The sequence below is a fragment of the Pseudomonas sp. NFACC05-1 genome (assembly GCF_900100135.1).
In the GTDB taxonomy this organism is placed as follows: domain Bacteria; phylum Pseudomonadota; class Gammaproteobacteria; order Pseudomonadales; family Pseudomonadaceae; genus Aquipseudomonas; species Aquipseudomonas fluorescens_Q.
Map to the genome: position 1 here is coordinate 83,866 of NZ_FMTR01000002.1, position 23,578 is coordinate 107,443.

The 23,578-nt window shown below is 61.8% G+C and carries 24 protein-coding genes and 1 pseudogene; 13 read left to right on the forward strand and 12 right to left on the reverse strand.

Annotated features, from left to right (window positions below; translation table 11 throughout):
* The first annotated feature begins 156 nt into the window (after window positions 1-156).
* The 4 genes and pseudogenes from BLO97_RS04520 to BLO97_RS04530 all read left to right on the forward strand — a co-directional run bounded on the left by BLO97_RS04520 (window position 157) and on the right by BLO97_RS04530 (window position 4,693).
* Complete coding sequence (locus BLO97_RS04520) at window positions 157-1,077, forward strand: LysR substrate-binding domain-containing protein (RefSeq protein ID WP_063323822.1); 921 nt, start codon at window positions 157-159, stop codon at window positions 1,075-1,077.
* Between the two features lie 346 nt (window positions 1,078-1,423).
* Window positions 1,424-2,338: pseudogene (locus BLO97_RS32180) on the forward strand (Cache 3/Cache 2 fusion domain-containing protein); the annotation flags it as partial.
* Window positions 2,339-2,518: 180 nt separating this feature from the next.
* Window positions 2,519-3,241, forward strand: a complete 723-nt coding sequence (locus tag BLO97_RS32185; RefSeq protein ID WP_371856170.1) for a methyl-accepting chemotaxis protein — start codon at window positions 2,519-2,521, stop codon at window positions 3,239-3,241.
* A 237-nt stretch (window positions 3,242-3,478) separates the two neighbouring features.
* A complete protein-coding gene (locus BLO97_RS04530; RefSeq protein ID WP_092221277.1) occupies window positions 3,479-4,693 on the forward strand; it encodes an aldose 1-epimerase family protein in 1,215 nt (404 codons plus the stop codon).
* On the opposite strand, the gene BLO97_RS04535 is transcribed toward BLO97_RS04530, so the two are convergent.
* Window positions 4,694-6,187, reverse strand: a complete 1,494-nt coding sequence (locus BLO97_RS04535; protein ID WP_063323825.1) for a YifB family Mg chelatase-like AAA ATPase — start codon at window positions 6,185-6,187, stop codon at window positions 4,694-4,696. It lies immediately after the preceding gene.
* 265 nt (window positions 6,188-6,452) lie between these two features.
* Between BLO97_RS04535 and BLO97_RS04540 the strand changes: the two genes are divergently transcribed.
* Entirely contained in the window at window positions 6,453-7,730 is a 1,278-nt protein-coding gene (locus BLO97_RS04540) for a sensor histidine kinase (protein WP_092148252.1), read from the forward strand.
* A gap of 18 nt (window positions 7,731-7,748) precedes the next feature.
* On the opposite strand, the gene BLO97_RS04545 is transcribed toward BLO97_RS04540, so the two are convergent.
* Window positions 7,749-8,009, reverse strand: a complete 261-nt coding sequence (locus BLO97_RS04545; RefSeq protein WP_063323829.1) for an accessory factor UbiK family protein — start codon at window positions 8,007-8,009, stop codon at window positions 7,749-7,751.
* 413 nt (window positions 8,010-8,422) lie between these two features.
* On the opposite strand from BLO97_RS04545, the gene glnK reads away from it, so the two are divergent.
* From glnK to sutA, 4 genes are all read left to right on the forward strand, one after another.
* Entirely contained in the window at window positions 8,423-8,761 is a 339-nt protein-coding gene (glnK, locus tag BLO97_RS04550; RefSeq protein WP_002555808.1) for a P-II family nitrogen regulator, read from the forward strand.
* Window positions 8,762-8,794: 33 nt separating this feature from the next.
* Window positions 8,795-10,129 carry an ammonium transporter gene (locus BLO97_RS04555; protein ID WP_063323830.1) on the forward strand — a complete coding sequence of 445 codons (1,335 nt, stop codon included), beginning with the start codon at window positions 8,795-8,797 and terminating at the stop codon, window positions 10,127-10,129.
* A gap of 218 nt (window positions 10,130-10,347) precedes the next feature.
* Window positions 10,348-10,773 (forward strand): secondary thiamine-phosphate synthase enzyme YjbQ, encoded by a 426-nt coding sequence (locus BLO97_RS04560; protein ID WP_092345338.1) that lies wholly within the window; start codon window positions 10,348-10,350, stop codon window positions 10,771-10,773.
* Between the two features lie 102 nt (window positions 10,774-10,875).
* Window positions 10,876-11,199: a transcriptional regulator SutA gene (sutA, locus tag BLO97_RS04565; protein ID WP_003206813.1), complete on the forward strand. Its 324-nt coding sequence runs from the start codon at window positions 10,876-10,878 to the stop codon at window positions 11,197-11,199.
* Window positions 11,200-11,406: 207 nt separating this feature from the next.
* On the opposite strand, the gene BLO97_RS04570 is transcribed toward sutA, so the two are convergent.
* Genes BLO97_RS04570 through BLO97_RS04595 form a run of 6 tightly spaced genes read right to left on the reverse strand, consistent with a single transcriptional unit; the run spans window position 11,407 to window position 16,011 of the window.
* Window positions 11,407-12,111 carry an HAD family hydrolase gene (locus BLO97_RS04570; RefSeq protein ID WP_063323831.1) on the reverse strand — a complete coding sequence of 235 codons (705 nt, stop codon included), beginning with the start codon at window positions 12,109-12,111 and terminating at the stop codon, window positions 11,407-11,409.
* Window positions 12,108-13,007, reverse strand: coding sequence for a tyrosine recombinase XerC (xerC, locus tag BLO97_RS04575; protein ID WP_003206809.1), 900 nt, complete (start codon window positions 13,005-13,007; stop codon window positions 12,108-12,110). Before xerC ends, BLO97_RS04570 begins: the two co-directional genes overlap by 4 nt.
* Window positions 13,008-13,009: 2 nt before the next feature.
* Window positions 13,010-13,732, reverse strand: coding sequence for a DUF484 family protein (locus tag BLO97_RS04580; protein WP_063323833.1), 723 nt, complete (start codon window positions 13,730-13,732; stop codon window positions 13,010-13,012).
* 13 nt (window positions 13,733-13,745) lie between these two features.
* Window positions 13,746-14,576: a diaminopimelate epimerase gene (dapF, locus tag BLO97_RS04585; RefSeq protein WP_003206804.1), complete on the reverse strand. Its 831-nt coding sequence runs from the start codon at window positions 14,574-14,576 to the stop codon at window positions 13,746-13,748.
* A gap of 4 nt (window positions 14,577-14,580) precedes the next feature.
* Window positions 14,581-15,828 (reverse strand): diaminopimelate decarboxylase, encoded by a 1,248-nt coding sequence (gene lysA / locus BLO97_RS04590; RefSeq protein WP_092148247.1) that lies wholly within the window; start codon window positions 15,826-15,828, stop codon window positions 14,581-14,583.
* Window positions 15,829-15,837: 9 nt separating this feature from the next.
* A complete protein-coding gene (locus tag BLO97_RS04595; protein WP_092345158.1) occupies window positions 15,838-16,011 on the reverse strand; it encodes an LPS translocon maturation chaperone LptM in 174 nt (57 codons plus the stop codon).
* Window positions 16,012-16,196: 185 nt separating this feature from the next.
* Here BLO97_RS04595 and cyaY point away from each other — a divergent pair, with 185 nt between their 5' ends.
* From cyaY to rnk, 3 genes are all read left to right on the forward strand, one after another.
* Window positions 16,197-16,529 carry an iron donor protein CyaY gene (gene cyaY / locus BLO97_RS04600; protein ID WP_092148244.1) on the forward strand — a complete coding sequence of 111 codons (333 nt, stop codon included), beginning with the start codon at window positions 16,197-16,199 and terminating at the stop codon, window positions 16,527-16,529.
* A gap of 4 nt (window positions 16,530-16,533) precedes the next feature.
* Window positions 16,534-16,752, forward strand: coding sequence for a DUF1289 domain-containing protein (locus BLO97_RS04605; protein WP_092345160.1), 219 nt, complete (start codon window positions 16,534-16,536; stop codon window positions 16,750-16,752).
* Between the two features lie 300 nt (window positions 16,753-17,052).
* Complete coding sequence (rnk, locus tag BLO97_RS04610; protein WP_014340819.1) at window positions 17,053-17,463, forward strand: nucleoside diphosphate kinase regulator; 411 nt, start codon at window positions 17,053-17,055, stop codon at window positions 17,461-17,463.
* 7 nt (window positions 17,464-17,470) lie between these two features.
* Here rnk and BLO97_RS04615 read toward each other — a convergent pair whose 3' ends face one another.
* The 3 genes from BLO97_RS04615 to BLO97_RS04625 all read right to left on the reverse strand — a co-directional run bounded on the left by BLO97_RS04615 (window position 17,471) and on the right by BLO97_RS04625 (window position 21,238).
* Window positions 17,471-20,314: a class I adenylate cyclase gene (locus tag BLO97_RS04615; protein ID WP_092345162.1), complete on the reverse strand. Its 2,844-nt coding sequence runs from the start codon at window positions 20,312-20,314 to the stop codon at window positions 17,471-17,473.
* 167 nt (window positions 20,315-20,481) lie between these two features.
* Window positions 20,482-20,727 carry a TIGR02647 family protein gene (locus tag BLO97_RS04620; protein WP_003206789.1) on the reverse strand — a complete coding sequence of 82 codons (246 nt, stop codon included), beginning with the start codon at window positions 20,725-20,727 and terminating at the stop codon, window positions 20,482-20,484.
* Window positions 20,728-20,953: 226 nt separating this feature from the next.
* The gene (locus BLO97_RS04625; RefSeq protein ID WP_092148235.1) at window positions 20,954-21,238 is read right to left on the reverse strand and encodes a hypothetical protein; all 285 of its coding nucleotides are present in this window, start codon (window positions 21,236-21,238) and stop codon (window positions 20,954-20,956) included.
* Between the two features lie 124 nt (window positions 21,239-21,362).
* On the opposite strand from BLO97_RS04625, the gene BLO97_RS04630 reads away from it, so the two are divergent.
* Complete coding sequence (locus tag BLO97_RS04630; protein ID WP_092148232.1) at window positions 21,363-22,022, forward strand: glutathione S-transferase family protein; 660 nt, start codon at window positions 21,363-21,365, stop codon at window positions 22,020-22,022.
* 132 nt (window positions 22,023-22,154) lie between these two features.
* Here BLO97_RS04630 and argH read toward each other — a convergent pair whose 3' ends face one another.
* Window positions 22,155-23,549: an argininosuccinate lyase gene (gene argH / locus BLO97_RS04635; RefSeq protein WP_063323839.1), complete on the reverse strand. Its 1,395-nt coding sequence runs from the start codon at window positions 23,547-23,549 to the stop codon at window positions 22,155-22,157.
* Window positions 23,550-23,578 lie beyond the last annotated feature (29 nt).

A 23,578-nucleotide genomic window follows, 5' to 3' on the forward strand; every position in this document is an offset into this window, starting at 1 on the left:
CATCACGCTCCATGTTCAAACAAGGCAGTAAAGCAACGATTCTCGGCGCTCTCGGCGGATTGCACAAAGGGATAAAAAAGATCGCTGGCATGATTAAAACTCATGCTGGACGCGTTTCTGGTAGGGTTTGCAAACAACGACCATGGAGCTTTTGCGATGTCTCGTCGTCTTCCTCCTCTTTATGCGCTGCGGGCATTCGAAGCCGCGGCGCGCTACAGCTCGTTCACTCGCGCCGCTGAAGAGCTGTCGATCACCCAGAGCGCCGTCAGCCGGCACATTCGCACGCTGGAGGATCACTTTGCCTGTCGGCTGTTCCTGCGCAGCGGCCGTAACCTGCAATTGACCGAGGCCGCACGGTTACTGTTGCCGGGCGTACGTGAGGGTTTCATGGCGCTGGAGCGGGCTTGCCATACCTTGCATGGTGAGGATGGCATCCTGCGCATGAAGGCGCCTTCCACGCTGACCATGCGCTGGTTGTTGGCGCGCTTGAGTCGCTTCCGGCACTTGCAGCCCGGCAACGAGGTGCAACTGACCAGTGCCTGGATGGACGTCGACTCGGTGGACTTCAACGTCGAGCCCTTCGATTGCGCCGTACTACTGGGCAACGGGCATTTTCCGGCAGACTGGGAGGCCAGTTTGCTGTTTCCCGAGGAATTGATCCCGGTGGGCGCGCCGAACCTGTTGAACGACCAGCCCTGGGATGTGGCTCGGTTGGCCAGCGCTGAATTGCTGCACCCCACGCCGGATCGCCGGGACTGGCGCAATTGGCTGCAACGCATGGGGCTGTCCGACAAGGTCTCGCTCAAAGGGGGGCAGGTGTTCGATACCCTGGAGCTGGGCATGATCGCGGCAGCACGCGGCTATGGGGTCTCCATGGGCGATCTGCTGATGGTGGCTGAAGACGTCGCCCAGGGGCGCCTGAGCCTGCCATGGCCGACGGCTGTCGCCAGCGGTGAACACTATTACCTGGTCTGGCCGAAAACCCGGCCGGGAGGTGAACGTTTGCGCCGGCTCAGCGACTTCCTCCAAGGTGAGGTGAAGGCCATGCAATTACCTGATGTGCAACGTCTGGGCTGAAACGTTGCAGTTGGCGTGCTAGCCACTTGATATTAATCCTTCCAAGCCGCTCAAGTATTTGGCTTTGCCGCCGAATCCGTGAAGATGGAACCTTCGTTCAGAAAGGCCAACTTACACCCTACCCCGAATAAAATGCCGAGCGTGCGAGCGTGATCAGGATGATCCGGTCTCTCGGCCAGGAGCCGTCATGTCTCAACCCCGTGCCCGGATCGCCTCACAGCTAGGCCTTGCCCTCGCTGTGATATTGGCGGTCGTGATCTCCGGCAGTACCGTCTTTGCCCTGCGTTCGCTGGACGCTGCCAACCTCGCCACCCGTGAAGAACACCTGGCCAGCGAAGCGCGCCTGATGGCCGATCAGCTCAATACGTTCCACGGTACCTTGCGCGAGAGTACCCAGCGCTTGGCCGGCCTGTTCGAAAAGCGCTTCAGCGCGGGCCTGAGCGTGCATCCAGACCAGCCGGTGACAGTGGCGGGCGTGCAAACCCCAGGCTTGAACCTGGGTAGCGAAGTGTTGAACAACAACTTCAAGGAAGTGGACGACTTCAAAGCGATGACAGCCGGGGTCGCCACGGTATTCGTGCGCAGCGGCGACGATTTCATCCGCGTCAGTACTTCCGTCAGCAAACAGGACGGTACGCGGGCCATCGGCACTGTGCTCGACCGCGCCGGTCCCGCCTACGGCCCGGTGATCAGCGGGCAGAGCTACATTGGTCGGGCCCTGCTTTTCGGGCGCTTCTACATGTCGCAGTACACGCCGGTACGCGACAGCAGCGGCAAGATCATTGCCGTGTTGTACGTAGGCTTCGACTACACCGATGCGCAGAACGCGCAGTTCGAGAACCTCAAGCGCTTCCGTATCGGCCAGACCGGTTCCCTGGCGCTGCTGGACGAACAAAACAAATGGCTGGTACCGCCGGCCGGCGTGCAGGCGCTGGACAACGCCACCGCAATCATCACGGGCCTGATCAAAAAGCCGGGCAAAGGCGCGTTCTGGACCGATACCGCCGAAGATTTCTACAGCGTTGCCGTACCGTTCGAAGGTGGGCCGTGGGCGGTGGTGGCGAGCATGCCCAAAACCGAGATTCGTGCCGTGACCTGGAGCGTCGGTACGCAACTGGCCATTGGCAGCCTGCTGGCGATGTTGTTGGCGGTCGGCTCGGCGATGTGGTTGCTGCGCAGCAAACTGGCGCCGCTGGGGGACCTGGTGCGCCAGGCCGAAGCCTTGGGCGCCGGTGACCTGAGCGTGCGCCTGAACGTGTCGAGCCATGATGAGATCGGGCAGTTGGCCCGTGCCTTCAACCAGATGAGCCAGGCCTTGTCGACCATGGTCGAGCACATCCGCAAGGCCTCCCAGGAGGTCAACAGCCGTGCCCAGGCGCTGTCCGGGTTGTCCAGCGGGGCGTATGAAGGCATGGAGCAGCAATCCGGCGAAATCACCAGCATGGCCGGCGCGGTGGAAGAGTTCAGTGCGACCTCATTGAACATTGCCGACAACATGGGCAACACCGAGCGCCTGGCCCAGGAAAACGCCCAGCAAACCCGCATTGGCCGAACCTCGATGGACGAAGCGTCGTCGTCCCTGGAGCAAATTGCCGGTGCGCTGAACAGCACGGCCACGGTCATCAATACCTTGGGCCAGCGTTCCCAGGAAATCGGCGGCATCGTGGGTGTGATCACCTCGATCGCCGAGCAGACCAACCTGCTGGCCTTGAACGCCGCCATCGAAGCCGCCCGCGCAGGCGAGCAGGGCCGTGGTTTCGCCGTGGTGGCCGATGAAGTCCGCAGCCTGGCTTCCCGTACTCGCCAGGCTACTGACGAAATTTCCAGCATGATCAATAGCATCCAGCAGGAAACCGGCAATGCCATCAGCACGATGGAGCAGGGCAACCTGTTGATGCAGGAAGGCCTGTCGCGCAACGCCAACGTGGCCACGGCCCTGGCCCGAATCGATGAGCAGAGCCGTTCGGCGGGCCAGCAGTTTGCGGCGATCACCACCGCCACCCAGGAACAAAGCAGCACTGCGACCCTGCTCAGCAGTAACCTGCAAAGCATCGCCATGGCCAACAGCGAACAGCGCGAAGTGGTCTCGAACCTGGCACTCACCGCCAAGGAACTGGAGAAACTGGCCCAGGACCTGCGCCAAGAGGTTGATCGGTTCCGCTGAAGCCTCCCGTCATGAGCAAGCTCACCCATATCCCTGTGGGAGCGAGCTTGCTCGCGATGACGGCTGTCCGGCCAACATCATCTCAATCTGACCCAGCGCCTTCGCGAGCAGGCTCGCTCCCACAAAAGCTGCCATCTGGTGGTCGTGCCTTTTTTAGGAAAATTGCTGTTTTTAAGCTTGCTGAAACGTTTCTTCAAGTCTATAAAAACCGCACAACTCCAATAAAAGGTCGTGACCATGACTCCGCTCAAACTCCTCATCACCCTTGGCGCCTTGGGCGCTGCCTCCCATGCGATGGCTTGGGACTACGTCCTGCTGGATACGGATAAAGCCGCTCAACCCTGGCAAATCACCAGCCAGCAACTCGGTGTGAAAACCGGCAAGCCCTTTTCCGTGACGATGCGCACCCTGCACGGCGGCCGGCAGGAAGGCGTCAGCATCGTCGACATCGACAATGGCACCCTGAAGCTTTCAGTCGTCCCGACCCGTGGCATGAACGTGCTGCAGGCTTCGGTCGGGAATGTGCGCATGGGTTGGGATTCGCCCGTCAAGGAAGTGGTCAACCCGGCGTTCATCGAACTCAACGGTCGAGGCGGGCTGGGCTGGCTCGAAGGGTTCAACGAGTTGGTCACCCGTTGCGGCTACGAGTGGGTCGGCCATCCCGGCATGGACAATGGTGAGCTGCTGACCCTGCATGGTCGCGCCGCTAATATTCCTGCCAACAAAGTCACGTTGCACATTGATGAAAAACCGCCTTACGCCATCACCCTGCGGGGCGAGTTGAAGGAGCAGGCGTTCAAGAAGGTCGACTTTTCGGTACAGACCGAACTGGTCACCGAGCCCGGCAGCGTGACGTTCGCGCTCAGCGACACACTGACCAACAACGGCGATTACCCGAAGGAATACCAAGCGCTCTACCACAGCAATTTCAGCACGCCTTTCCTGGAGCAGGGCGCTCGTTTCGCGGCACCGGTCAAGCAGGTCTCGCCGTTCAACGACAAGGCCAAGGGCGATTTGCCGGATTGGCAAACCTACCGAGCCCCGACCAAGGATTATGACGAAACCGTCTATAACGTCGTGCCCTACGCTGACGCCAAGGGCGACACCCTCACCGTGCTGCACAACAAGGCCGGCAGCCTCGGTGTGTCGGTAGGCTTCAACACCGGTACGCTGCCCGTGTTCTCCCTGTGGAAAAATACCGATACCCAAGGCCAGGGCTACGTGACCGGGTTGGAACCGGGCACCAGTTTTTCCTATAACCGCCGGTATCAGCGGCCACTGGGCCTGGTGCCCACGATCGGGCCGAAAGAGCACAAGCAGTTCCAGATCCACTACAGCCTGTTGGCGGACAAGGGCGCTGTGGATAAGGCGCTCAAGCGCATCGATGCGATCCAGAACGGTCAAAAGACCGAAGTGCGCGATACGCCGCTGGTGGACCTGACCAAGCCGTGATCAGGGTGTAGCAGGCCGATACTGCAACGCTTCGGCCAGATGCTCGCGGCGGATGCTTGCCGCTTGTTCCAGGTCGGCCAATGTCCGGGCGACCTTGAGCAGGCGGTGGGCGGCACGCAGCGACAAGGTCAGCCGCTCGCAGGCGGTTTCCAGCCAGGTTTCGTCGGCTGTGGATAACTTGCAATGCCGACGCAGGCCCGGCAGATCCAGGAAGGCATTGGCGCAGCCCTGGCGTCGTTGTTGGCGTTCCCGGGCCTCGGCCACTCGTTCGGCGACAGTGGCCGTGTCCTCGCCCGTTGTGCTCTTCGGGTTAAGTGCGGTGGCTTCCCGGGCCACGGTCAAGTGCAGGTCGATACGGTCCAGCAAAGGACCGGACAACTTGTTGCGGTAGCGCTGCACCATGTCCGGTGAGCAGGAGCAACGACCGCTGGGTTCGCCAAGATATCCACAGGGGCAGGGGTTCATCGCCGCCACCAGTTGGAAGCGTGCCGGGAACCGTACTCGATCACGGGCGCGGGACACCACGATGTGCCCTGACTCCAGCGGTTCTCTCAAGACTTCCAGCACCTTGCGGTCGAACTCCGGCAGCTCGTCGAGAAACAGCACGCCATGGTGGGCGAGGGTTATTTCCCCGGGTTGCGGTTTCGAGCCGCCACCCACCAGTGCTGGGCCGGAAGCCGAGTGATGGGGCTGGCGAAACGGCCGCTGCGGCCAATGGCTCAGCGGCACGCAACTGGCAACCGACTGAATCGCCGCCACCTCAAGGGCCTCGCTCTCGGCCAGGGGCGGCAGCAGCCCAGGCAGACGGCTCGCCAGCAAGGTCTTGCCAGTGCCTGGTGGTCCGCTGAACAACAGGTTATGGGCCCCCGCGGCAGCGATCAGCAGGGCACGCTTGGCCCCGGCCTGGCCTTGTACTTCATTCAGGTCGGGGTAGGGCTTGCTGGCCGAGAGCAGCCCATTGGAAACGAAAGGCTCGACCGGTGTGTGCCCATTGAAGTGGGCCACTGCTTCGAGCAGATGATCCACGGCGATCACCTTCAGGCCCGACGCGAGGCAGGCTTCCTCGGCGTTGGCTCGTGGCACCACCAGCATGCGTCCGGCCTTGCGAGCCGCCAGCGCCGCTGGCAGTACCCCGCGCACCGGGCGCACCGCGCCGGACAAGGCCAACTCACCGAGACACTCGACGTCGTCCAGCGTCAGGGTTGGCACCTGCACACTGGCCGACAGGATGCCCAGGGCAATCGCCAGGTCGAACCGCCCGCCGTCCTTGGGCAGATCCGCCGGCGCCAGGTTCAGGGTGATGCGCCGCGCTGGGAAGCTCAGGCCCGAATTGATGATCGCGCTGCGCACCCGGTCCTTGCTTTCCTTCACCGCCGCCTCCGGCAGGCCAACCATCGTCAGCGACGGCAAGCCATTGGCCAGGTGGACTTCAACGGTAACGGCAGGCGCCTCGACCCCTACTTGGGCGCGGCTGTGGACGATGGCAAGCGACATGAATCATTCCTTGAGTGAATAGGGCGCCGCGTCCTGCGGCTCTGGAAGGTTAGTCGTGGGGATGAGCTTGGGCGCGGCAATTGAAGGGGGAAAATTTGGCAGGATGTTTCGACAGCGAGTGACGGCCGAGGGCGACAAGCGAGGTGCGGTAGCGCATATCACCGTCTCGCCTGTCCACGCAAAATGCCCGGGAAGGGCCCTCTGCTAGACTCCGATTTGCCCAGTCGGCACTTGGCGGTATCAACGGCACAACGAGGAAGTGGCCATGAACGATTTGCTGGCTCTGTTAACCGACAAGCGCTTCATGCCCCACGGGCATTGCTACATGTGGCGTCCGGATCTGCTGTGGACGAATGTGATCGCCGATAGCTTGATCGCCCTGTCCTACGTCACCATCCCCTTCACGCTCCTGTACTTTATCCACAAGCGCAAGGACGTGCCGTTCGACTGGATGCTCGCGGCCTTTGGCGTGTTCATCCTGGCCTGCGGGACCAGCCATGTGATGGAGATCCTGACCATCTGGCAGCCTTATTACTGGTTGATGGCGCTGGTCAAGGTCATCACTGCGATTGCCTCGGTGATTACCGCCATCCTGCTGGTCCGGCTGGTACCGGCGGCCCTGAAGATCCCCAGCCCGCAGCAATTGGCCAAGGTCAACGACGAGTTGCGCGAGGCCCAGGCCGAACTGGTCACCACCGCCCGCCGCGCCGGCATGGCGGAGATCGCCACCAATGTGCTGCACAACGTTGGCAATGTGCTCAACAGCGTCAATGTGTCAGCCCAGGTCCTGTACGAGAAGGTGCACACCTCCAAGGGGCCAGGGGTGGCCAAGGTTGCCCAGCTGATGAAGGAGCATCCCGATGACCTCGGTGACTTCATCAGCAGCGACCCGAAAGGTCGCGCGCTACCGGACTATCTCGACAAGCTGGCCGACGCGCTGGCCGTCGAGCAGCAGGGCATGATCGCCGAGTTGGCGCAGTTGACCCGCCGCATCGACCACATCAAGGAAATCGTCGCCACCCAGCAATCCTACGCCGGCAACGCCAGCGTGCTGGAGCCGGGCTCGTTGCGTGAGCTGGTCGAGGATGTCGTGCGCATTTGCGATGTGTCCCTGGCCCGCCACCACATCACGCTGATCAAGGAGTTCAGCGATATACCGCAAATGCCACTGGACAAGCACCGCGTGCTGCAGATCCTGGTGAATCTGATCAACAACGCCAAGCAGGCGCTGGACGCCGGTGTGAACCGGCCACCGCAGATCATCCTGCGCCTGAAGGTCGTTGACGATAGGCGCGTGTGGGTCGAGGTCCAGGACAATGGCGAGGGGATTGCGCAGGACAATCTTGCGCGGGTGTTCGAGCACGGCTTCACCACGCGTGTCGACGGTCACGGCTTTGGTTTGCACAGCTGCATTCTGGCGGCGCACGAGATGGGCGGCGATCTGACGGCGCAGAGCGCGGGGCCGGGCCAGGGCGCGCTCTTTATCCTGGAGCTGCCGCTGGCACTGACCCCGGAGCCGTTTCAACACGCTGCGAGTGGTTGAGTGGCCCGCAGGGGCTGCTTATTCCTGGGCCGGAACCAGTCGCGCTTCCAGCTCTGCGACCTTGGCCTCCAGGCTTTCGAGCCGCGCTCGGGTCCGGGCCAGCACGACCATCTGGCTGTCGAATTCTTCCCGGCTTACCAGGTCCAGCTTGCTGAAGCCGCTTTGCAACAGGGCTTTGAACTGGCTTTCGATTTCGCTTTTTGGCAGGGGGGTGTCACCACTCAAGAGGCGGGAGGCGTGGCCGCTCAGGGCGTCGAGGAGGTCTTTGGGCGCAAGCATGGCAGGTGTCCTGAAAACAATGGCGGGCAGTGTATCACGCAGTGTCTATAGTCAATTCGCAAGCCAGGGATGCACGCTTTTCGCGCATGGACCTGGGCATCGTTGCACTGTTGTTGTGCGTATCGCTGCGGTTCATGGCGCAACGCACGTCGAGCAGGTGGCCAAGAGACTGAAATCAGAGGGTTTGATGCAGATGGCAAGGTTTCTGCTTAGAGGCTGATGACCCATGCACTGATGCAGTCGCTGTGACGAATGCAGTGCAGCAGGCGAAACGGGGAGTTTCGCCAGGATCGGTTAACTGGCACCTGTCGGGCAACTTGGGCCGACGACGCGTTACAAAGCCAGGCACTGCGCTTAGACTTGAGTCGGGTTTGTTTTCCTGGGGCAAGTCCACCAATTCGGGAGAAAGTTTCATGAAGCTAGTCACTGCCATCATCAAGCCGTTCAAGTTGGACGACGTGCGCGAGTCGTTGTCCGAGATCGGCGTGCAGGGCATTACCGTTACTGAGGTCAAAGGCTTCGGTCGGCAGAAGGGTCACACCGAGCTGTATCGCGGCGCGGAGTACGTGGTCGATTTCCTGCCCAAGGTGAAGATCGATGTCGCCATTGACGACAAGGATCTGGACCGGGTGATCGAGGCAATCACCAAGGCCGCCAACACCGGCAAGATCGGTGACGGGAAGATCTTTGTGGTCAATCTGGAACAGGCTATCCGCATCCGTACCGGCGAAACCGATACCGACGCCATCTAAGCCGCCAAACCCAACGCCCCAGGAGAAAACAATATGACTCTGCGTAAATTCGCAGGGCTAGGAGCCCTGTTGTCCTTCGCAATGCCTGGCCTGGCCATGGCAGAAGAAGCGGCAGCCCCAGTCCTGAACTCCGGCGACACCGCCTGGATGCTCACGGCAACGATTCTTGTACTGTTCATGACCATTCCCGGCCTGGCGCTGTTCTACGGCGGCATGGTTCGGTCGAAAAACCTTCTTTCCGTGATGATGCAGTGCTTTGCCATTACCGGTCTGATCAGCATCCTGTGGGTCATCTACGGCTACAGCATTGCGTTCGACACCACCGGCATGGAGCAGGGCGTCGTCAACTTCAACTCCTTCATCGGCGGTTTCGGCAAAGCCTTCTTGGCGGGCGTCACGCCCGCCAGCCTGACCGGCCCGGCAGCGCTGTTCCCTGAAGCGGTGTTCATCACCTTCCAGATGACCTTCGCCATCATCACCCCGGCCCTGATCGTCGGCGCATTTGCCGAGCGGATGAAGTTCTCCGCCATGCTGATCTTCATGGGCGTGTGGTTCACCCTGGTGTATGCACCGATTGCCCACATGGTCTGGTCCGGTAACGGCGGCCTGCTGTGGGACTGGGGCGTACTGGACTTCGCTGGCGGCACCGTAGTGCATATCAACGCCGGTATCGCAGGCCTGGTGGCGTGCCTGGTATTGGGCAAGCGCAAAGGCTTCCCGACCACGCCAATGGCACCGCACAACTTGGGTTACACCTTGATGGGCGCGGCCATGCTGTGGGTCGGCTGGTTCGGCTTCAACGCCGGTTCCGCTGTCGCCGCCAACGGCACCGCCGGCATGGCGATGCTGGTGACCCAGATCGCGACCGCTGCGGCGGCGCTGGGCTGGATGTTTGCCGAGTGGATCACCCACGGCAAGCCAAGCGCACTGGGCATCGCCTCGGGCGTCGTGGCAGGCCTGGTTGCCATCACTCCGGCTGCCGGCACCGTGGGCCCGATGGGCGCCCTGGTCATCGGCCTGGCAGCGGGCGTGGTGTGCTTCTTCTGCGCCACGACCCTCAAGCGCAAACTCGGCTACGACGATTCCCTGGACGCCTTCGGCGTACACGGCATCGGCGGTATCCTCGGCGCGATCCTGACCGGTGTGTTCGCAGCACCGGCCCTGGGTGGCTTCGGCACCGTGACCGATATCGGTGCGCAAGTGTGGATTCAATTCAAGGGTGTGGGGTTCACGGTGGTCTACACCGCGATCGTCACCTTCATCATCCTCAAGGTCCTGGACGCCGTCATGGGTCTGCGTGTCACCGAGGAAGAAGAAGCGGTGGGCCTGGACCTGGCCCAGCACAACGAACGTGGCTACAATCTGTAAGCACACGCACACGCAATAAAAAATGCCCGGTTCGCCGGGCATTTTTTTGCCTGGGATTTGTCATTGCTCAGAGGGCGCCCCGGTTTTTCCGACGCCTTTTGTTGTGGATGCGACATGGGTTTTTATACCGCCAAAGGCTTACACCGAAGCAAGAATATTAGGCCCTTTGTTTTTTCCCAGAGCGCGCTAGAATGCGCGCCGAACGTGCGGAGATCTGTATGTGGCAACAGACGCTGATAACCCTGCGGGCAAGGCCTCGGGGCTTTCATCTGGTGACGGACGAGTTGCTTGCCGGCCTGCCTGAACTCCAGGCGTGTCGTGTCGGTCTGTTGCATCTGTGGCTGCAGCATACCTCGGCTTCGTTGACCATCAACGAGAACGCCGATCCGGCGGTACGTCGAGACTTCGAACGATTTTTCAATCGGCTGATCCCACAAGGAGCCGCCGATTATGAGCACAACGACGAAGGCCTGGACGACCTCCCGGCGCACTTCAAGGCCAGTGTGCTCGGTTGTCAACTCAGTCTGCCGGTCACGGCAGGGCGGCTGGCATTGGGTACCTGGCAAGGTGTTTATCTGGGCGAGCACCGTGATCACGGCGGTGCTCGTAAAGTCCTCGCCACCTTGCACGGTGAAGGGGCATAACCGCTGATTGCCGGCGGATGTTGAATTTTTTCTGGCAGCCTTCGAACAGATGGCGAAGCTGGGCTATAACTAATCTGCTTTTCGCAAGTCATGAGGTAGAACATGAGCGACGATGATCTGGAAAACGACGACCTCGAAGTAGGTGACGAAGACGAGACCGAAGAAGGCCTTGAAGCGGCGGCGGAAGACGTTGCCGACGACGATGGGGCCGATGTTCCGGTTCCTACCGCCAAAGGCAAGGCCAAGGCGGCCGTTTCGGTCGACGAGTTGCCGAGCGTAGAGGCCAAGAACAAGGAGCGTGATGCGCTCGCCAAGGCCATGGAGGAATTCCTGGCCAGGGGCGGTAAGGTGCAGGAAGTGGAGGCCAACGTGGTCGCTGATCCGCCCAAGAAGCCTGACAACAAGTACGGCAGCCGCCCTATCTGAGTATCGGCTTCATTGCTTGCTGAAAAAGCCCGCCGTCGCTGCGGGCTTTTTCATGGGCGCGATTCCATTCCCAGGCCAGGCACAATCCCTGTGGGAGCGAGCTTGCTCGCGATAGCGGTGGGTCTGTTGGCATTGATGTTGGATGTGCTGCCGTCATCGCGAGCAAGCTCGCTCCCACAGAGGGCTTTGGCGGCTGTGAAGCAGGGTTCAGCGCTGGCGATGCCACCCTGCCAATAACCCTGGCAGTTCGGTCAGGCTGCGGATCTCCGCATCCGGTGCATGGTCGGCCTCCCAGGCCTTGCCCGTCGGGTTGAACCACACCGCACGCAGGCCGGCCTGCTGGGCGCCGGCGATGTCATCGCCGGGGTGATCGCCAATGTGCACGGCGGTCTGCGCCGTCGCGCCGCCGCGCAGCAAGGCCTCGTGGAATAGCCGCGCGTCCGGCTTGGCGATGCCGATGTCTTCAGCACACAAGGCGAACTTGAAATAGTCCGCCAGCCCCAGGCGGCGCACATCGGCGTTGCCATTGGTGACCACACCGAGGGCGAAATGATTGGCCAGGATCTCCAGGGTGGGCTGCACCTCGGGGAAAATCTCCAACTGATGACGGGCGTGCAAGAACGTCTCGAAGGCCTGGTCTGCCAGCTCAGAGGCTTGCCACTGGTCGTAGCCGGCTTCCTGCAGGGCGCGAAACAGCACCCGTCGGCGCAGGGCGCTGATGCGGTGCTTCAGCCCAGGCTCCTCGCGCAGCACTTGTTCGCGAATCGAAAAAAGATGCTCCACCGGCACGCCGCCCAGGTTCGGCGCGTTGTCGGTCAGCCATTGGCGGAGTATGGCTTCGGCGCTGGCGATCACCGGCGCGGTGTCCCACAGGGTGTCGTCCAGGTCGAAAGTGATGAGCTCGATGGTCATGATTCGTCGCCCTTGATGCGTTTGGCCCTGGGGTGGGCACTGTCATAGACCGTCGCCAGGTGCTGGAAATCCAGGTGGGTGTAGATCTGGGTGGTCTTGATGTCCGAGTGCCCCAATAGCTCTTGAACGGCGCGCAGGTCCTGGGAGGACTCCAGCAAATGGCTGGCGAAGGAGTGCCGGAGCATGTGCGGGTGCAGGTTCTGTCCCAGCTCCCGTTCGCCGGCAGCCTTGACCCGCAACTGAATGGCCCGCGGGCCAAGGCGCCGTCCCTGTTGGCTGACGAAGACCGCGTCGTCGGCGGGGTTGGTCAGCGCCCGCAGCGGCAGCCATTGCTCCAGGGCTTCACGGGCCTTGCGGCCGACGGGCAGCAGGCGGGTCTTGCTGCCTTTGCCGAGCACTTGGACCATGCCATCGGCCAGGTCCAGTTGATCCAGGTTAAGCCCTGTCAGCTCTGAAAGTCGCAGGCCGGAAGAATAGAACAGCTCGAGAATCGCCTGGTCGCGCCGGGCGAGGAAGTCATCCTCGACGGCACCTTCGAGCAGTTGCAGGGCGCGGTCGGTGTCGAGGGTCTTTGGCAGCCGGCGCTCGCCTTTGGGCGGTGCCAGCCCGGTGGCCGGGTCGTGGTCGCACAGGCCTTCGCGATTGAGGTAGTGATACAGGCCGCGTACCGCTGACAACAGGCGTGCCAGGCTGCGAGAGGACTGCCCCTGTTGATGCAGGCGGGCGATCAGGCTGCGCAAGCGCTGGATGTCCAGGGCCGCCCAGCTGCCGATGTTCTGCTTCTGGCACCAGCCCAGCACTTTTTCCAGGTCGCGGCGATAGGCCGACAACGTGTGGGGCGACACCTGGCGCTCACTGCGCAGGTGTTCGCAGTAGGCGTCCAGTTGCCGTTCCATCCTCAGCGTACCGAGCGCAGCGAACCGGCGACCCGCGGCAGCACCCGGCCGGTGACTTCGGCGATGTAGCTCAAAAACAGCGTGCCCACCGAGCTTTTGTAGTGCTGCGGATCGCGGCTGGCGATGGCCAGCACGCCGTGCACGCCCTGATGGGCGATGGCGACGACGGCAGTGGAGCCGATCTGCTTGCGTTGTTCTTCGCCGAACAGGAAGTCCAGCTCATGCTCGCGCAGGCTGCCGCTGACGCTTTTGTTTTCCGTCAGCAGGCCGCCGATGGCCGTCTGCGCTTCGGCATGGGTCACCCAGCGGCCCACCGGCATGGCGTTGTCGCCGAACAGGATCAGGCTGACAAAGGGCACTTGGAAATCCTGGCGCAGGCTGTCTTCGACGCTCATGACCAGGTCTTCGAGGGTGCTGGCGTCCATCAGGGCGAGGATCAGCCGACGGGTCTTGTCGAACAGTCGGTCGTTGTCCCGGGCTACATCCATCAGGTGCGAAAGACGATGGCGCATTTCGATGTTGCGCTCGCGCAGGATTTTCATCTGGTGCTCCACCAGCGACACGGTATCGCCGCGCCGGTGGGGGATGCGCATCGTCGCGAGCAGTTCTTCATGCGCGACGAAGAAGTCCGGGTTAGCCTCCAGATAAGCCGCTACGGCCGCGGTTTCTGGCAGACTGGGGGATTCGTCGGGCTGTGGGGCTGGAACCTGTGGCTGGTCGGTCATGGGTTTGGCTCACTCAAAGACGAACTTGTCCTTCGTATACGCGCACTGCCGGGCCGGTCATCATCACCGGTTGGCCAGGGCCTGCCCATTCGATGGACAGGCGCCCGCCGGGCAGGTCGATCAACAATGGCGAATCCATCCACCCCTGGCTGATCGCAGCGACGGCAGCGGCACAGGCGCCGGTACCGCAGGCCTGGGTTTCCCCGGCACCGCGCTCCCAGACGCGCAATTGTGCGCGGTGACGGTCGATGACTTGCAGGAAACCGACGTTCACTCGCGCGGGGAAGCGCGGATGATGCTCGATTTTCGGCCCCAGCTCATGCACCGGAGCACTGTTGATATCGGCCACTCGCAGCACGGCATGGGGGTTGCCCATGGAAACCGCTGCCAGTTCCACCGTGGCGCCGTCGACGTCCACCTGATAGCTCAAGGCCTGGGCCGGCGCCTGGAATGGAATGTCCGCCGGTACCAGGCGCGGAGCGCCCATGTTGACGCCGATCTGGCCGTCGCTGCGCACATCCAGTTCGATGATGCCGCTTTTGGTCTCGACGCGGATCTGCCGCTTGGCGGTCAGGCGCTTGTCCAGCACGAAGCGGGCGAAGCAGCGCGCGCCATTGCCGCATTGCTCCACTTCCGAACCGTCGGCGTTGAAGATCCGATAACGGAAATCCACGTCCGGGTTATTGGGTGCCTCGACGATCAACAACTGGTCGAAACCGATACCGGTGTGCCGGTCCCCCCATTGCTTGGCGTGCTTGGGCAGGATGTGCGCGTGCTGGCTGACCAGGTCGAGGACCATGAAGTCATTGCCCAGGCCGTGCATCTTGGTAAAACGCAGCAGCATGGTTTTACTCCGGTAGCAGGCTTTCGCCGGCATACAACTCGGCTACCGTCTCGCGGCGACGCACTTCGAATGCCTGATCACCGTCCACCAGCACCTCGGCGCAACGGCCGCGGGTGTTGTAGTTGGAACTCATGACAAACCCGTAGGCTCCAGCCGAATGCACGGCCAGCAGATCGCCTTCTTCCAGCGCCAGCTCCCGACCCTTGGCGAGGAAGTCGCCGGTTTCGCAGATCGGCCCGACGATGTCGTAGGGGCGGGCCGCAGTGTCGCGAGGGCGCACGGCAGTGACGTCCATCCAGGCCTGGTACAGCGCCGGGCGGATCAGGTCGTTCATCGCCGCGTCGACGATGGCGAAATCCTTGTGCTCAGTGTGCTTGAGGTACTCGACCTGGGTCAGCAGCACGCCGGCGTTGGCGACGATGTAGCGGCCCGGTTCGAACATCAGCGCCAGGTCACGCCCGTCGAGGCGCTCACGCACGGCCTTGATGTAGTCGGCCACCAGCGGCGGCTCTTCATCGCGATAGCGCACGCCGACACCGCCACCGAGGTCGATGTGGCGCAGGTAGATGCCGCAGTCGCCGAGGCGGTCGACCAGCGCCAGCAGGCGGTCGAGGGCATCGATGAACGGTTCGAGGGTGGTCAGTTGCGAGCCGATGTGGCAGTCGACGCCCAGCACTTCCAGGTTCGGCAGTTGGGCAGCGCGTACGTACACGTCTTCGGCGTCGGCAATGGCGATGCCGAACTTGTTTTCCTTCAGACCGGTGGAAATGTACGGGTGGGTGCCGGCGTCGACGTCCGGGTTCACGCGCAGGGAGACCGGTGCGCGAACGCCCAGCTCGGCGGCGACAACCTGCAGGCGCTCCAGCTCGTCGGTGGATTCGATGTTGAAGCAGTGCACGCCGACTTCCAGGGCGCGGCGCATGTCTTCACGGGTCTTGCCGACGCCGGAGAAGACGATCTTGTCGGCGCTGCCGCCAGCGGCCAGCACACGTTCGAGCTCGCCACCGGAGACGATGTCGAAACCGGCCCCCAGGCGCGCCAGGACATTGAGCACACCCAGGTTGGAGTTGGCTTTTACAGCGAAACACACCAGGTGCGGCATGCCCACGAGGGCATCGGCGAATGTCCGGTACTGGGCTTCAATGTGAGCGCGGGAATAGACATAGGTCGGCGTGCCGAAACGTTCGGCGATCGCGGACAGGGCAACCCCTTCCGCGAACAGCTCCCCGCCACGGTAATTAAAAGCGTCCATGGCGTTCCCTTAGTAAGTGGTGGTGTGGGTGTCGTGCGAGTGGGATTTGGTCTGGGACGACTTGGCCTGTTCTTCAGGGGACTTGCTGTCATCAGGCAGGTACAGCGGACCTTTTTGACCACAGGCTGTCACGAGGCAGGCAACCGCGACGAGCGCAGCAAGGGAAGAGATCAGGCGCTTCATGGCGAAATCCTTGAAAATGCTTTAATTGCGCCGGAGTATACCGGCCACCCGTCAGCTTGCCTATGCAACGGGGTGCCCGTCTGGCGGCGCTGGTGATCGTCAGTGGGTATATCCTTTGCAATCGCCGGGAAGCGTCCGTATCTTGCGGCGCTTGAGCATGAGCAGACATTTTCGAGGTTGCCGCAATGAGTTTGACTGAAGCCCGTTTCCACGATCTGGTCGATGCGACCCAGCAAACGCTGGAGGATGTGTTCGATGACAGTGACCTGGACATTGACCTGGAAGTCTCTGCCGGTGTACTCACCGTCAAGTTCGAAAACGGCAGTCAGTTGATTTTCAGTCGCCAGGAGCCGTTGCGGCAATTATGGCTGGCGGCGGTCTCCGGTGGCTTTCACTTCGACTACGACGAAGAAAGCGAGCGCTGGATGTGCGACAAGAGCGAAGAGCAGTTGGGCGAAATGCTCGAGCGCATCGTCAAGCAGCAGGCGGGCGTGGAACTCGATTTCGAAGGGCTGTAACCGCGTGAACCAGACAGCCCCGGCGCGGCCACCCAAGCCGCTCTACAGCAACGTCAGCCCCGCCGTCCCGTCGCCCTGCACCAGCGTGTGCAAGCTGGATGAACAGAAGGTCTGTCTCGGCTGTTTCCGCCATGTGGAAGATATCCGCGAATGGCGCTCGGCCGACGATGAGCGCCGCCGGGTCATCTGCGCCGAGGCGGCTAAGCGCCAATCCTTGAGGTAACCATTGGCCTTGGAAGCTTTTGTGGCGAGGGAGCTTGCTCCCGCTCGGCTGCGCAGCAGTCGCAGGATTTTGGGGTCGCTTCGCAACCCAGCGGGAGCAAGCTCCCTCGCCACAGGGATTTGTTTGGTCCGGGGACATGGTTCACTGTCCATAGATAGGGCAGGTCCCGCCTGACTTGTTTATTTATTGAGCTGTGATAGTGTCCGGTTACGCCTCAATCCATCGAGGCCCGTGAAAACCCCGCCTTTTTGTGGCGGGGTTTTGCTTTTTTTGTGCAGAAGAAAGGAGTCTGCCAGGATCATGACCGCACCTTCCATCACCCTTACCCGTCTGGACGTACAGCGTCTGGAACGCCTGATCGACAGCCTTGATGAAACGCTGCCGGGTGTGATTGCGCTGCAAACCGAACTGGATCGCGCCGAGAACGTGGTGGGCCACGAAGAAGTGCCTGCCGATGTCGTGACCATGAACTCGCGCGTGCATTGTCGCGAAGAAAGCAGCGGCAAGGACTATCACCTCACGCTGGTTTATCCGCAGGACGCGAACGCCGACGAAGGCCGGATCTCGATCCTGGCGCCGGTGGGCAGTGCGTTGCTGGGCCTGAAGGTCGGCCAGCACATCGACTGGCCGGCCCCGGGTGGCAAGACGCTGAAGCTGACGTTGCTGGAGGTCGAGTCGCAGCCGGTCAACGGCGGCGACTGTGCGTTCTGAACCCGTCTCAGACCTGGTTCAGTGCCTCGTTCAGGGCGCGTTCCAGGTCGGCCTTGTAGCGCAGGTACAAATTGCTTGAACAGGCACCGTCGCCCACCAGGCCCGAGAGGTCCAGGTCGGTGATGTAGCAGCGATAGCGCTGGGCTTCGCGGCGCTGTTCGACGATCTCCCTGGCGACCACGCGGAACAGTTGGTCGCCATGTTCCAGTTCGGAAAACTCCTGCTGATCGCAGTACAGGGTGACGTGCACCTGCCCGTGCGCCGCTTTGCCGATGATCGCCTGCACGTCATAGAACGGCTTGTTGACCAGCATCTGCGGGGCTTGCCGCGCTTCGATCCGTCGCGCCCGGCCGCTGCCTGAGGGCAATAACTGGTAGTACAGGGTTTCCAGGGTCAGCGGCTGGGCGGCATCCAGCGGCAGCAGGGCATCGCGACGATAAAGCACCGACTGCAAAAAGCGTTGCAGCGGCACCAGCAGGCTTTGTTCGTCGTGGTAAGGCACGTGTTGTTGCCACAGTGCGTTGAACTCGTCGAGCACGTACAGATCGGCCTCGTCTTCGTTGACGCGGTAGAACACCTGGATGCACTCGGGCTGGCCCATGGGCAGGATCAGCGCCAGGTCATGGTCCTCCAGGGCCATCGGGTCCAGGTGCAAGGGGCTGTAGGCTGTCAGTTCCTCGCCCAGGTAATCCATCAGCGCCGACAGGCTGCCCAGCGCCACGTGATTGACCTGGCCGGGCACCAGCTCCAACACGTGATAGTGCTGTTGGACCTGAAGCAGATAGCGGTGATTGAGCCGGCTCAGCAGCAGGGTCTGCGCCGTGTCGATGACTTCTTCCACGCGCCGCGCAATGAATTGGGCGCGGTTGTGGCAGAAGCAGCGCACCTGCAAGCGTGGTTGGTGCTGGGTGACGGGCAGGTCGTTGAGGTAATCGCGCAGGCAGTCGAGCAGGGCGTGTTCGCCGTCAAAACGGTTGACCAGCACCTCGTTCCAGCTGTTGAGCGTGACCTGGTCGAGGGTCAGCACCAGGTTCTCCCGGACCCCGGCATAGCTCAGGGAGTCGGTGCGCTCGGTGGTCATCAGGATATTCAGGTCGCGGTGGTGCTTGAGCGGGTCGACGCCGACGTTCACCAGGATCAACACTTCGCTGGGCACGCTGGCGCGCAGCAACTGTGCTTCATCCACGGTGGTCAAGGGCAGGGCGATGGACTGTTGCAGGCTGCCCAGCAGGTTGAACAGTTCGAACTCGCTCAGGTCGCTGTCGCCTGGGTGCAGCGCCAGGCGCGTGCTGCTGTCGATTACGCCGTTGCGATGGCACCAGGTCAGCAGTTCCAGTAGCTCGCGGCAGCGCTTGATCGGCGCGAAATTTTCCCACTCCAGGGCGTTGAGGCTGCCGTTGTACAGCGCCCACTGGTTCTGCCCCGGTTCTTTCTTGTTGGGTGACTGGACCAGCGTCAGGGTGTCTTCGGCCAGGTCCGGCGCAATGCCGGGGTTGATGAACTCGACCTTGTCGGCCTTGCGTTCGAAGGCGGCATACAGCCGCCGGCCAAGCACGTTGAGATCGCGCTTGTTGATCAGGCTGACGGTTTTCTCGGTGCGGGCGAACTGGGTCAGGAAGCGGTAGCTGTGGGTGAGTTCGTTGACCAGGGCCCGTCGCTCGTGGCTGACCTGGCGGACTTTCCATTGGCTGCGGGCGTCCAGCAGCGCCAGTTGACGCTGGTCCCAGCCCCATTCCCGAGCCAGTCGTTCGAGCAGCACCCGTTGCCAGCCGTTGCTACGCATCTGGCCGGTGAGCTTGCGATTGACCTTCAGGTACAGCGCGCGGCGGATCAACTCCAGGCGTTCGGATTCGCCGCGGGCATTGAGGTATTCCTCGATGCGGCGATAGACCAGCATGTACGGATCCAGCTCTTCGAGGTCCAGGCGATTGGCAAATACGGCCTGTTTGAAGCGCAGGCTCAGGCAGCGAACATTCGGGTGTTCACTGGCATAGACCTCGGTCAGCAGCAGCTTGAGCACGGATTTGTAGGGCGATTCGATACCCTTGAACAGCTGCCAGAGCCCGGCACCGACGAATTCGCCTGGCGGAATGTAGGCCAGGTGTCCCAGGTCCAGGGTTTCATCGGCGCGAATGAAACGCTTGGACATCAGCGTATGGGTGTATTGCTCATAGTTCTCTTCTTCATAGACCGGTACCAGCCACCAGATCGGCGTGCGCCCGGCCAGCCAGATCGCGGTGCGGTAGAACTCGTCCAGCAGCAGGTAATGCTGGGTGGTGCCGCAATCGTCGGAACTGAGCTGGTTGTCACGGTCACCCCTTACGAAACGCGCTGGGTCGATCAGGAAAAAGTGGGCTTCGGCGCCCTGGGTCGCCGCCCAGATCTCCAGCAACTGGCATTTCTTGCGCAGTTCGGCCAGTTCATCGTCGCTCAGGTCCGGCCCGTGGCACACCCACACGTCCATGTCGCTCTGGTCGGCCTGGGCCAGGGTGCCGAGGCTGCCCATCAGGAACAGGCCAAGGATCGGCCGTGGCGGGTTGCTGCCATGCCGGGGCTTGTAGGAAAACGAACGGGTCAGCCGCTGGGCTTCGGCAAGGATATTGGCGTCAGGCTCGTAGTTCGACAGCCCGGCAGGCGTGCTGCCGGAAACGTAGCCGGGCAGCAGCGGATGGTTGACGTGGAAGAACAGCGGCAGCAACGTCAGCACGCCTTGCTGGCGCGGCGACAGTCCTTCGAGGGCGCGCTCCATCCGCACGGTGTTGAGCTTGAGAAAACGTGCGCGCAACTGGTTCAAGACCTTGCGGTCGATTCCCTCGTCCAGATCAGGGCGTATTTCGTGATTGCGGGTCATGTCAGCTCAAACCGGCTCGCGGCGTCGAACGTGGGGTGATGGCAGGTTAGCGCCCGATCTTGGGAATACTTAAGCTGAAAACAGAATTCGGATGCCGGTTTTTTACGCAGGGCACCCGTGCGCCTGCGGAAATCCCGTAAGGGAGATTTCCGTGGGCGACAGGGGGATCAGGCGGCTTCTTGCACGCTGAGTATTGTCAGGACGGTTTGTACGTTTTGGGCGGCATCTCGGCCCAGGCTTGTCAGGTAACCACCATCGGGCTGGGTGATCAGTTCTTTTTCGAACAGGCGTTGGGCAGCGGCAATCGCTTTAGGGGCAGCGGTCTGATGAATTTTCAGGCCTTCCTGGGAACTGTCCAGGTTGAAGAGTGCAAGGATTTCCAGTTCGGCAACCAGCTCAGGGGTAAGCGACATAAGGACTCCAGACTTTCTAGGAATTTGGTCGACAGCGTCACTAAGGTGAGCGCACTCGGCCGAGCTGTCCAGTCTCAGTGTCATGGTTTTTTTGTTTAAAGCAATTCTTTGTGGCGAGGGAGCTTGCTCCCGCTCGGCTGCGCAGCAGTCGTCAAGCTATTGGGGCCGCTTCGCGCCCCAGTGGGAGCAAGCTCCCTCGCCACAGAAGCAACTTTTGCCTGTCGGTTCAGTTCTTTTCCGGCGGCAACTCGGGGAGGGCGCGCAGCGCCGCTTCGTACCATTGGGTATCGAACGCGCGGTCCTCTTCCAGGATCGCGTCGATTTCCACCGCCAGCACATGGGCCATCAGGTTGAGGATTTCTTCGCGCTCATAACCGACCAGGGTCAACTTGTTGAAAGTGGCCTTGGCCGCAGGCGGATTGTCACTTTCGATCTGGTTTTCGATGGCCTGGATCAGCGTGTTCTCGACGAATTCTTCTTCGTCGTTGTCGATGTCGGTTGGCTCGCTCATGGCAGGCTCCTGGGAGAAAGGTCGCCAGTTTACCTGCATTCAGCGGCGTGATGCGCCTGGCAAGAAATGCCCTGGCGGTCTATAACGCTTGGCTGCCAACCCCGCACGGCCTGGAGGCTTTGTGATGCTCAAGCTTTACGGTTTTTCTGTCAGTAACTACTACAACATGGTCAAGCTGGCGCTGCTGGAGAAGGGCCTGCCTTTCGAGGAAGTGCCGTTTTACCCAAGCCAGACCCCTGAAGCGCTCGCTGTCAGCCCACGCGGCAAGGTCCCGGTGTTGAAGACCGAACAAGGGTTTATCAACGAGACCAGCGTGATCCTTGAGTACATCGAGCAAACCCAGCCCGGGAAAGCCCTGCTGCCCGGTGACCCGTTCGAGCGTGCCCAGGTGCTGGCCTTGTGCAGGGAAATCGAGTTGTACATCGAGTTGCCGGGGCGAGCCTGTTATGGCGAGGCATTTTTCGGCACGCCGGTGCCCGATGCCATCAAGCAAAAGACCAAGGCCGAATTGCTGCTGGGGTTTGCCTCGCTTGGCAGGCACGGCAAATTCTCGCCCTATGTGGCGGGCGAGCGCATGAGCCTGGCCGATCTGTATTTCTTCTACAGCTTATCCCTGGCCTTGCAGGTGGGCAGGAAGCTGTTCGATATCGACTTGCTGGCAGGCATGCCAGCGGCCAAGGCGCTGATGGAGCGCTTGGAACAGAATCCAAATGTGCAGCGGATTGCGGCGGACAGAGAGGCGGCGATGCCGGCGTTTTTGGCGATGATCGCTGCCAAGAAGTAAATTGTTGTGGTGATCTCTGGATCGCCTTCGCGAGCAAGCCCGCTCCCACAGTAGATCTCCAGCGAACACAATTCTTGTGAACACACAGGGATCCAATGTGGGAGCGGGCTTGCTCGCGAAGCTTTTCAGCTTTTAGCGGCTGGCGAGCAACGCCTGGCCACGTACCACAGCTGCCTTGACCTGCGCCGGCGCGGTGCCGCCGATGTGGTCACGGGCATTGACCGAGCCTTCGAGGGTCAGCACGGCAAACACGTCCTGTTCGATCTGGTCGCTGAACTGGCGCAGTTCGTCCAGGCTCATTTCCGCCAGGTCCTTGCCGCTGTCCACGCCGTACTTCACGGCGTGACCGACGATTTCGTGGCAGTCACGGAACGGCAGGCCACGGCGCACCAGGTAATCGGCCAGGTCCGTGGCGGTGGAGAAGCCGCGCAGGGCCGCTTCGCGCATCACCGCGTGCTTGGGCTTGATGGCCGGGATCATGTCGGCGAAGGCCCGCAGCGAGTCGCGCAAGGTATCGGCGGCGTCGAACAGCGGTTCCTTGTCTTCCTGGTTGTCCTTGTTGTAGGCCAGTGGCTGGCCTTTCATCAGGGTCAGCAGGCCCATCAATGCGCCGAACACCCGGCCGCTCTTGCCCCGTACCAGCTCCGGCACGTCAGGGTTTTTCTTTTGCGGCATGATCGAGCTGCCGGTGCAGAAGCGGTCCGGCAGGTCAATGAACTGGAATTGCGCACTGGTCCACAGCACCAGCTCTTCGGAGAAGCGCGACAGGTGCATCATCGCGATGCTTGCGGCGGCGCAGAATTCGATGGCGAAATCGCGGTCCGAGACGTTATCCAGCGAGTTGCCGCCCACGGCGTCAAAGCCCAGCAACTGCGCGGTGTATTCACGGTCGATCGGGTACGTGGTGCCGGCCAGCGCGGCGCTGCCCAGGGGCATGCGGTTGGTGCGCTTGCGGCAGTCCACCAGGCGCTCGTAGTCGCGGCTGAGCATTTCGAACCAGGCCAGCATGTGATGCCCAAACGTTACAGGTTGGGCGGTTTGCAGGTGCGTGAAGCCCGGCATGATGCTCTCGGCTTCGCGCCCGGCTTGCTCCAGCAGGCCTTTTTGCAGGCGAGTGATTTCGGCCAGGATCAGGTCGATCTCATCGCGCAGCCACAGGCGGATGTCGGTGGCGACCTGGTCGTTGCGGCTGCGGCCGGTGTGCAGTTTCTTGCCCGTCACGCCGATGCGGTCGGTCAGGCGCGCTTCGATGTTCATGTGTACGTCTTCAAGGTCGACGCGCCAGTCGAACTGGCCGGCCTCGATTTCAGCCTGGATGGTCTTCAGGCCGTCGATGATGCTGTCGCGCTCGGCATCGGTCAGCACGCCGACCTTGGCCAGCATGGTGGCGTGGGCGATCGAGCCCATGATGTCGTGGCGATACAGGCGCTGGTCAAAGTTGACGGAGGCGGTGAAGCGGGCGACGAAGGCGTCGACGGGTTCACTGAAGCGGCCGCCCCAGGACTGATTGGTCTTGTCAGTGCTCATGAATTCGCTCGTGATCGGCTGTGGAGAAA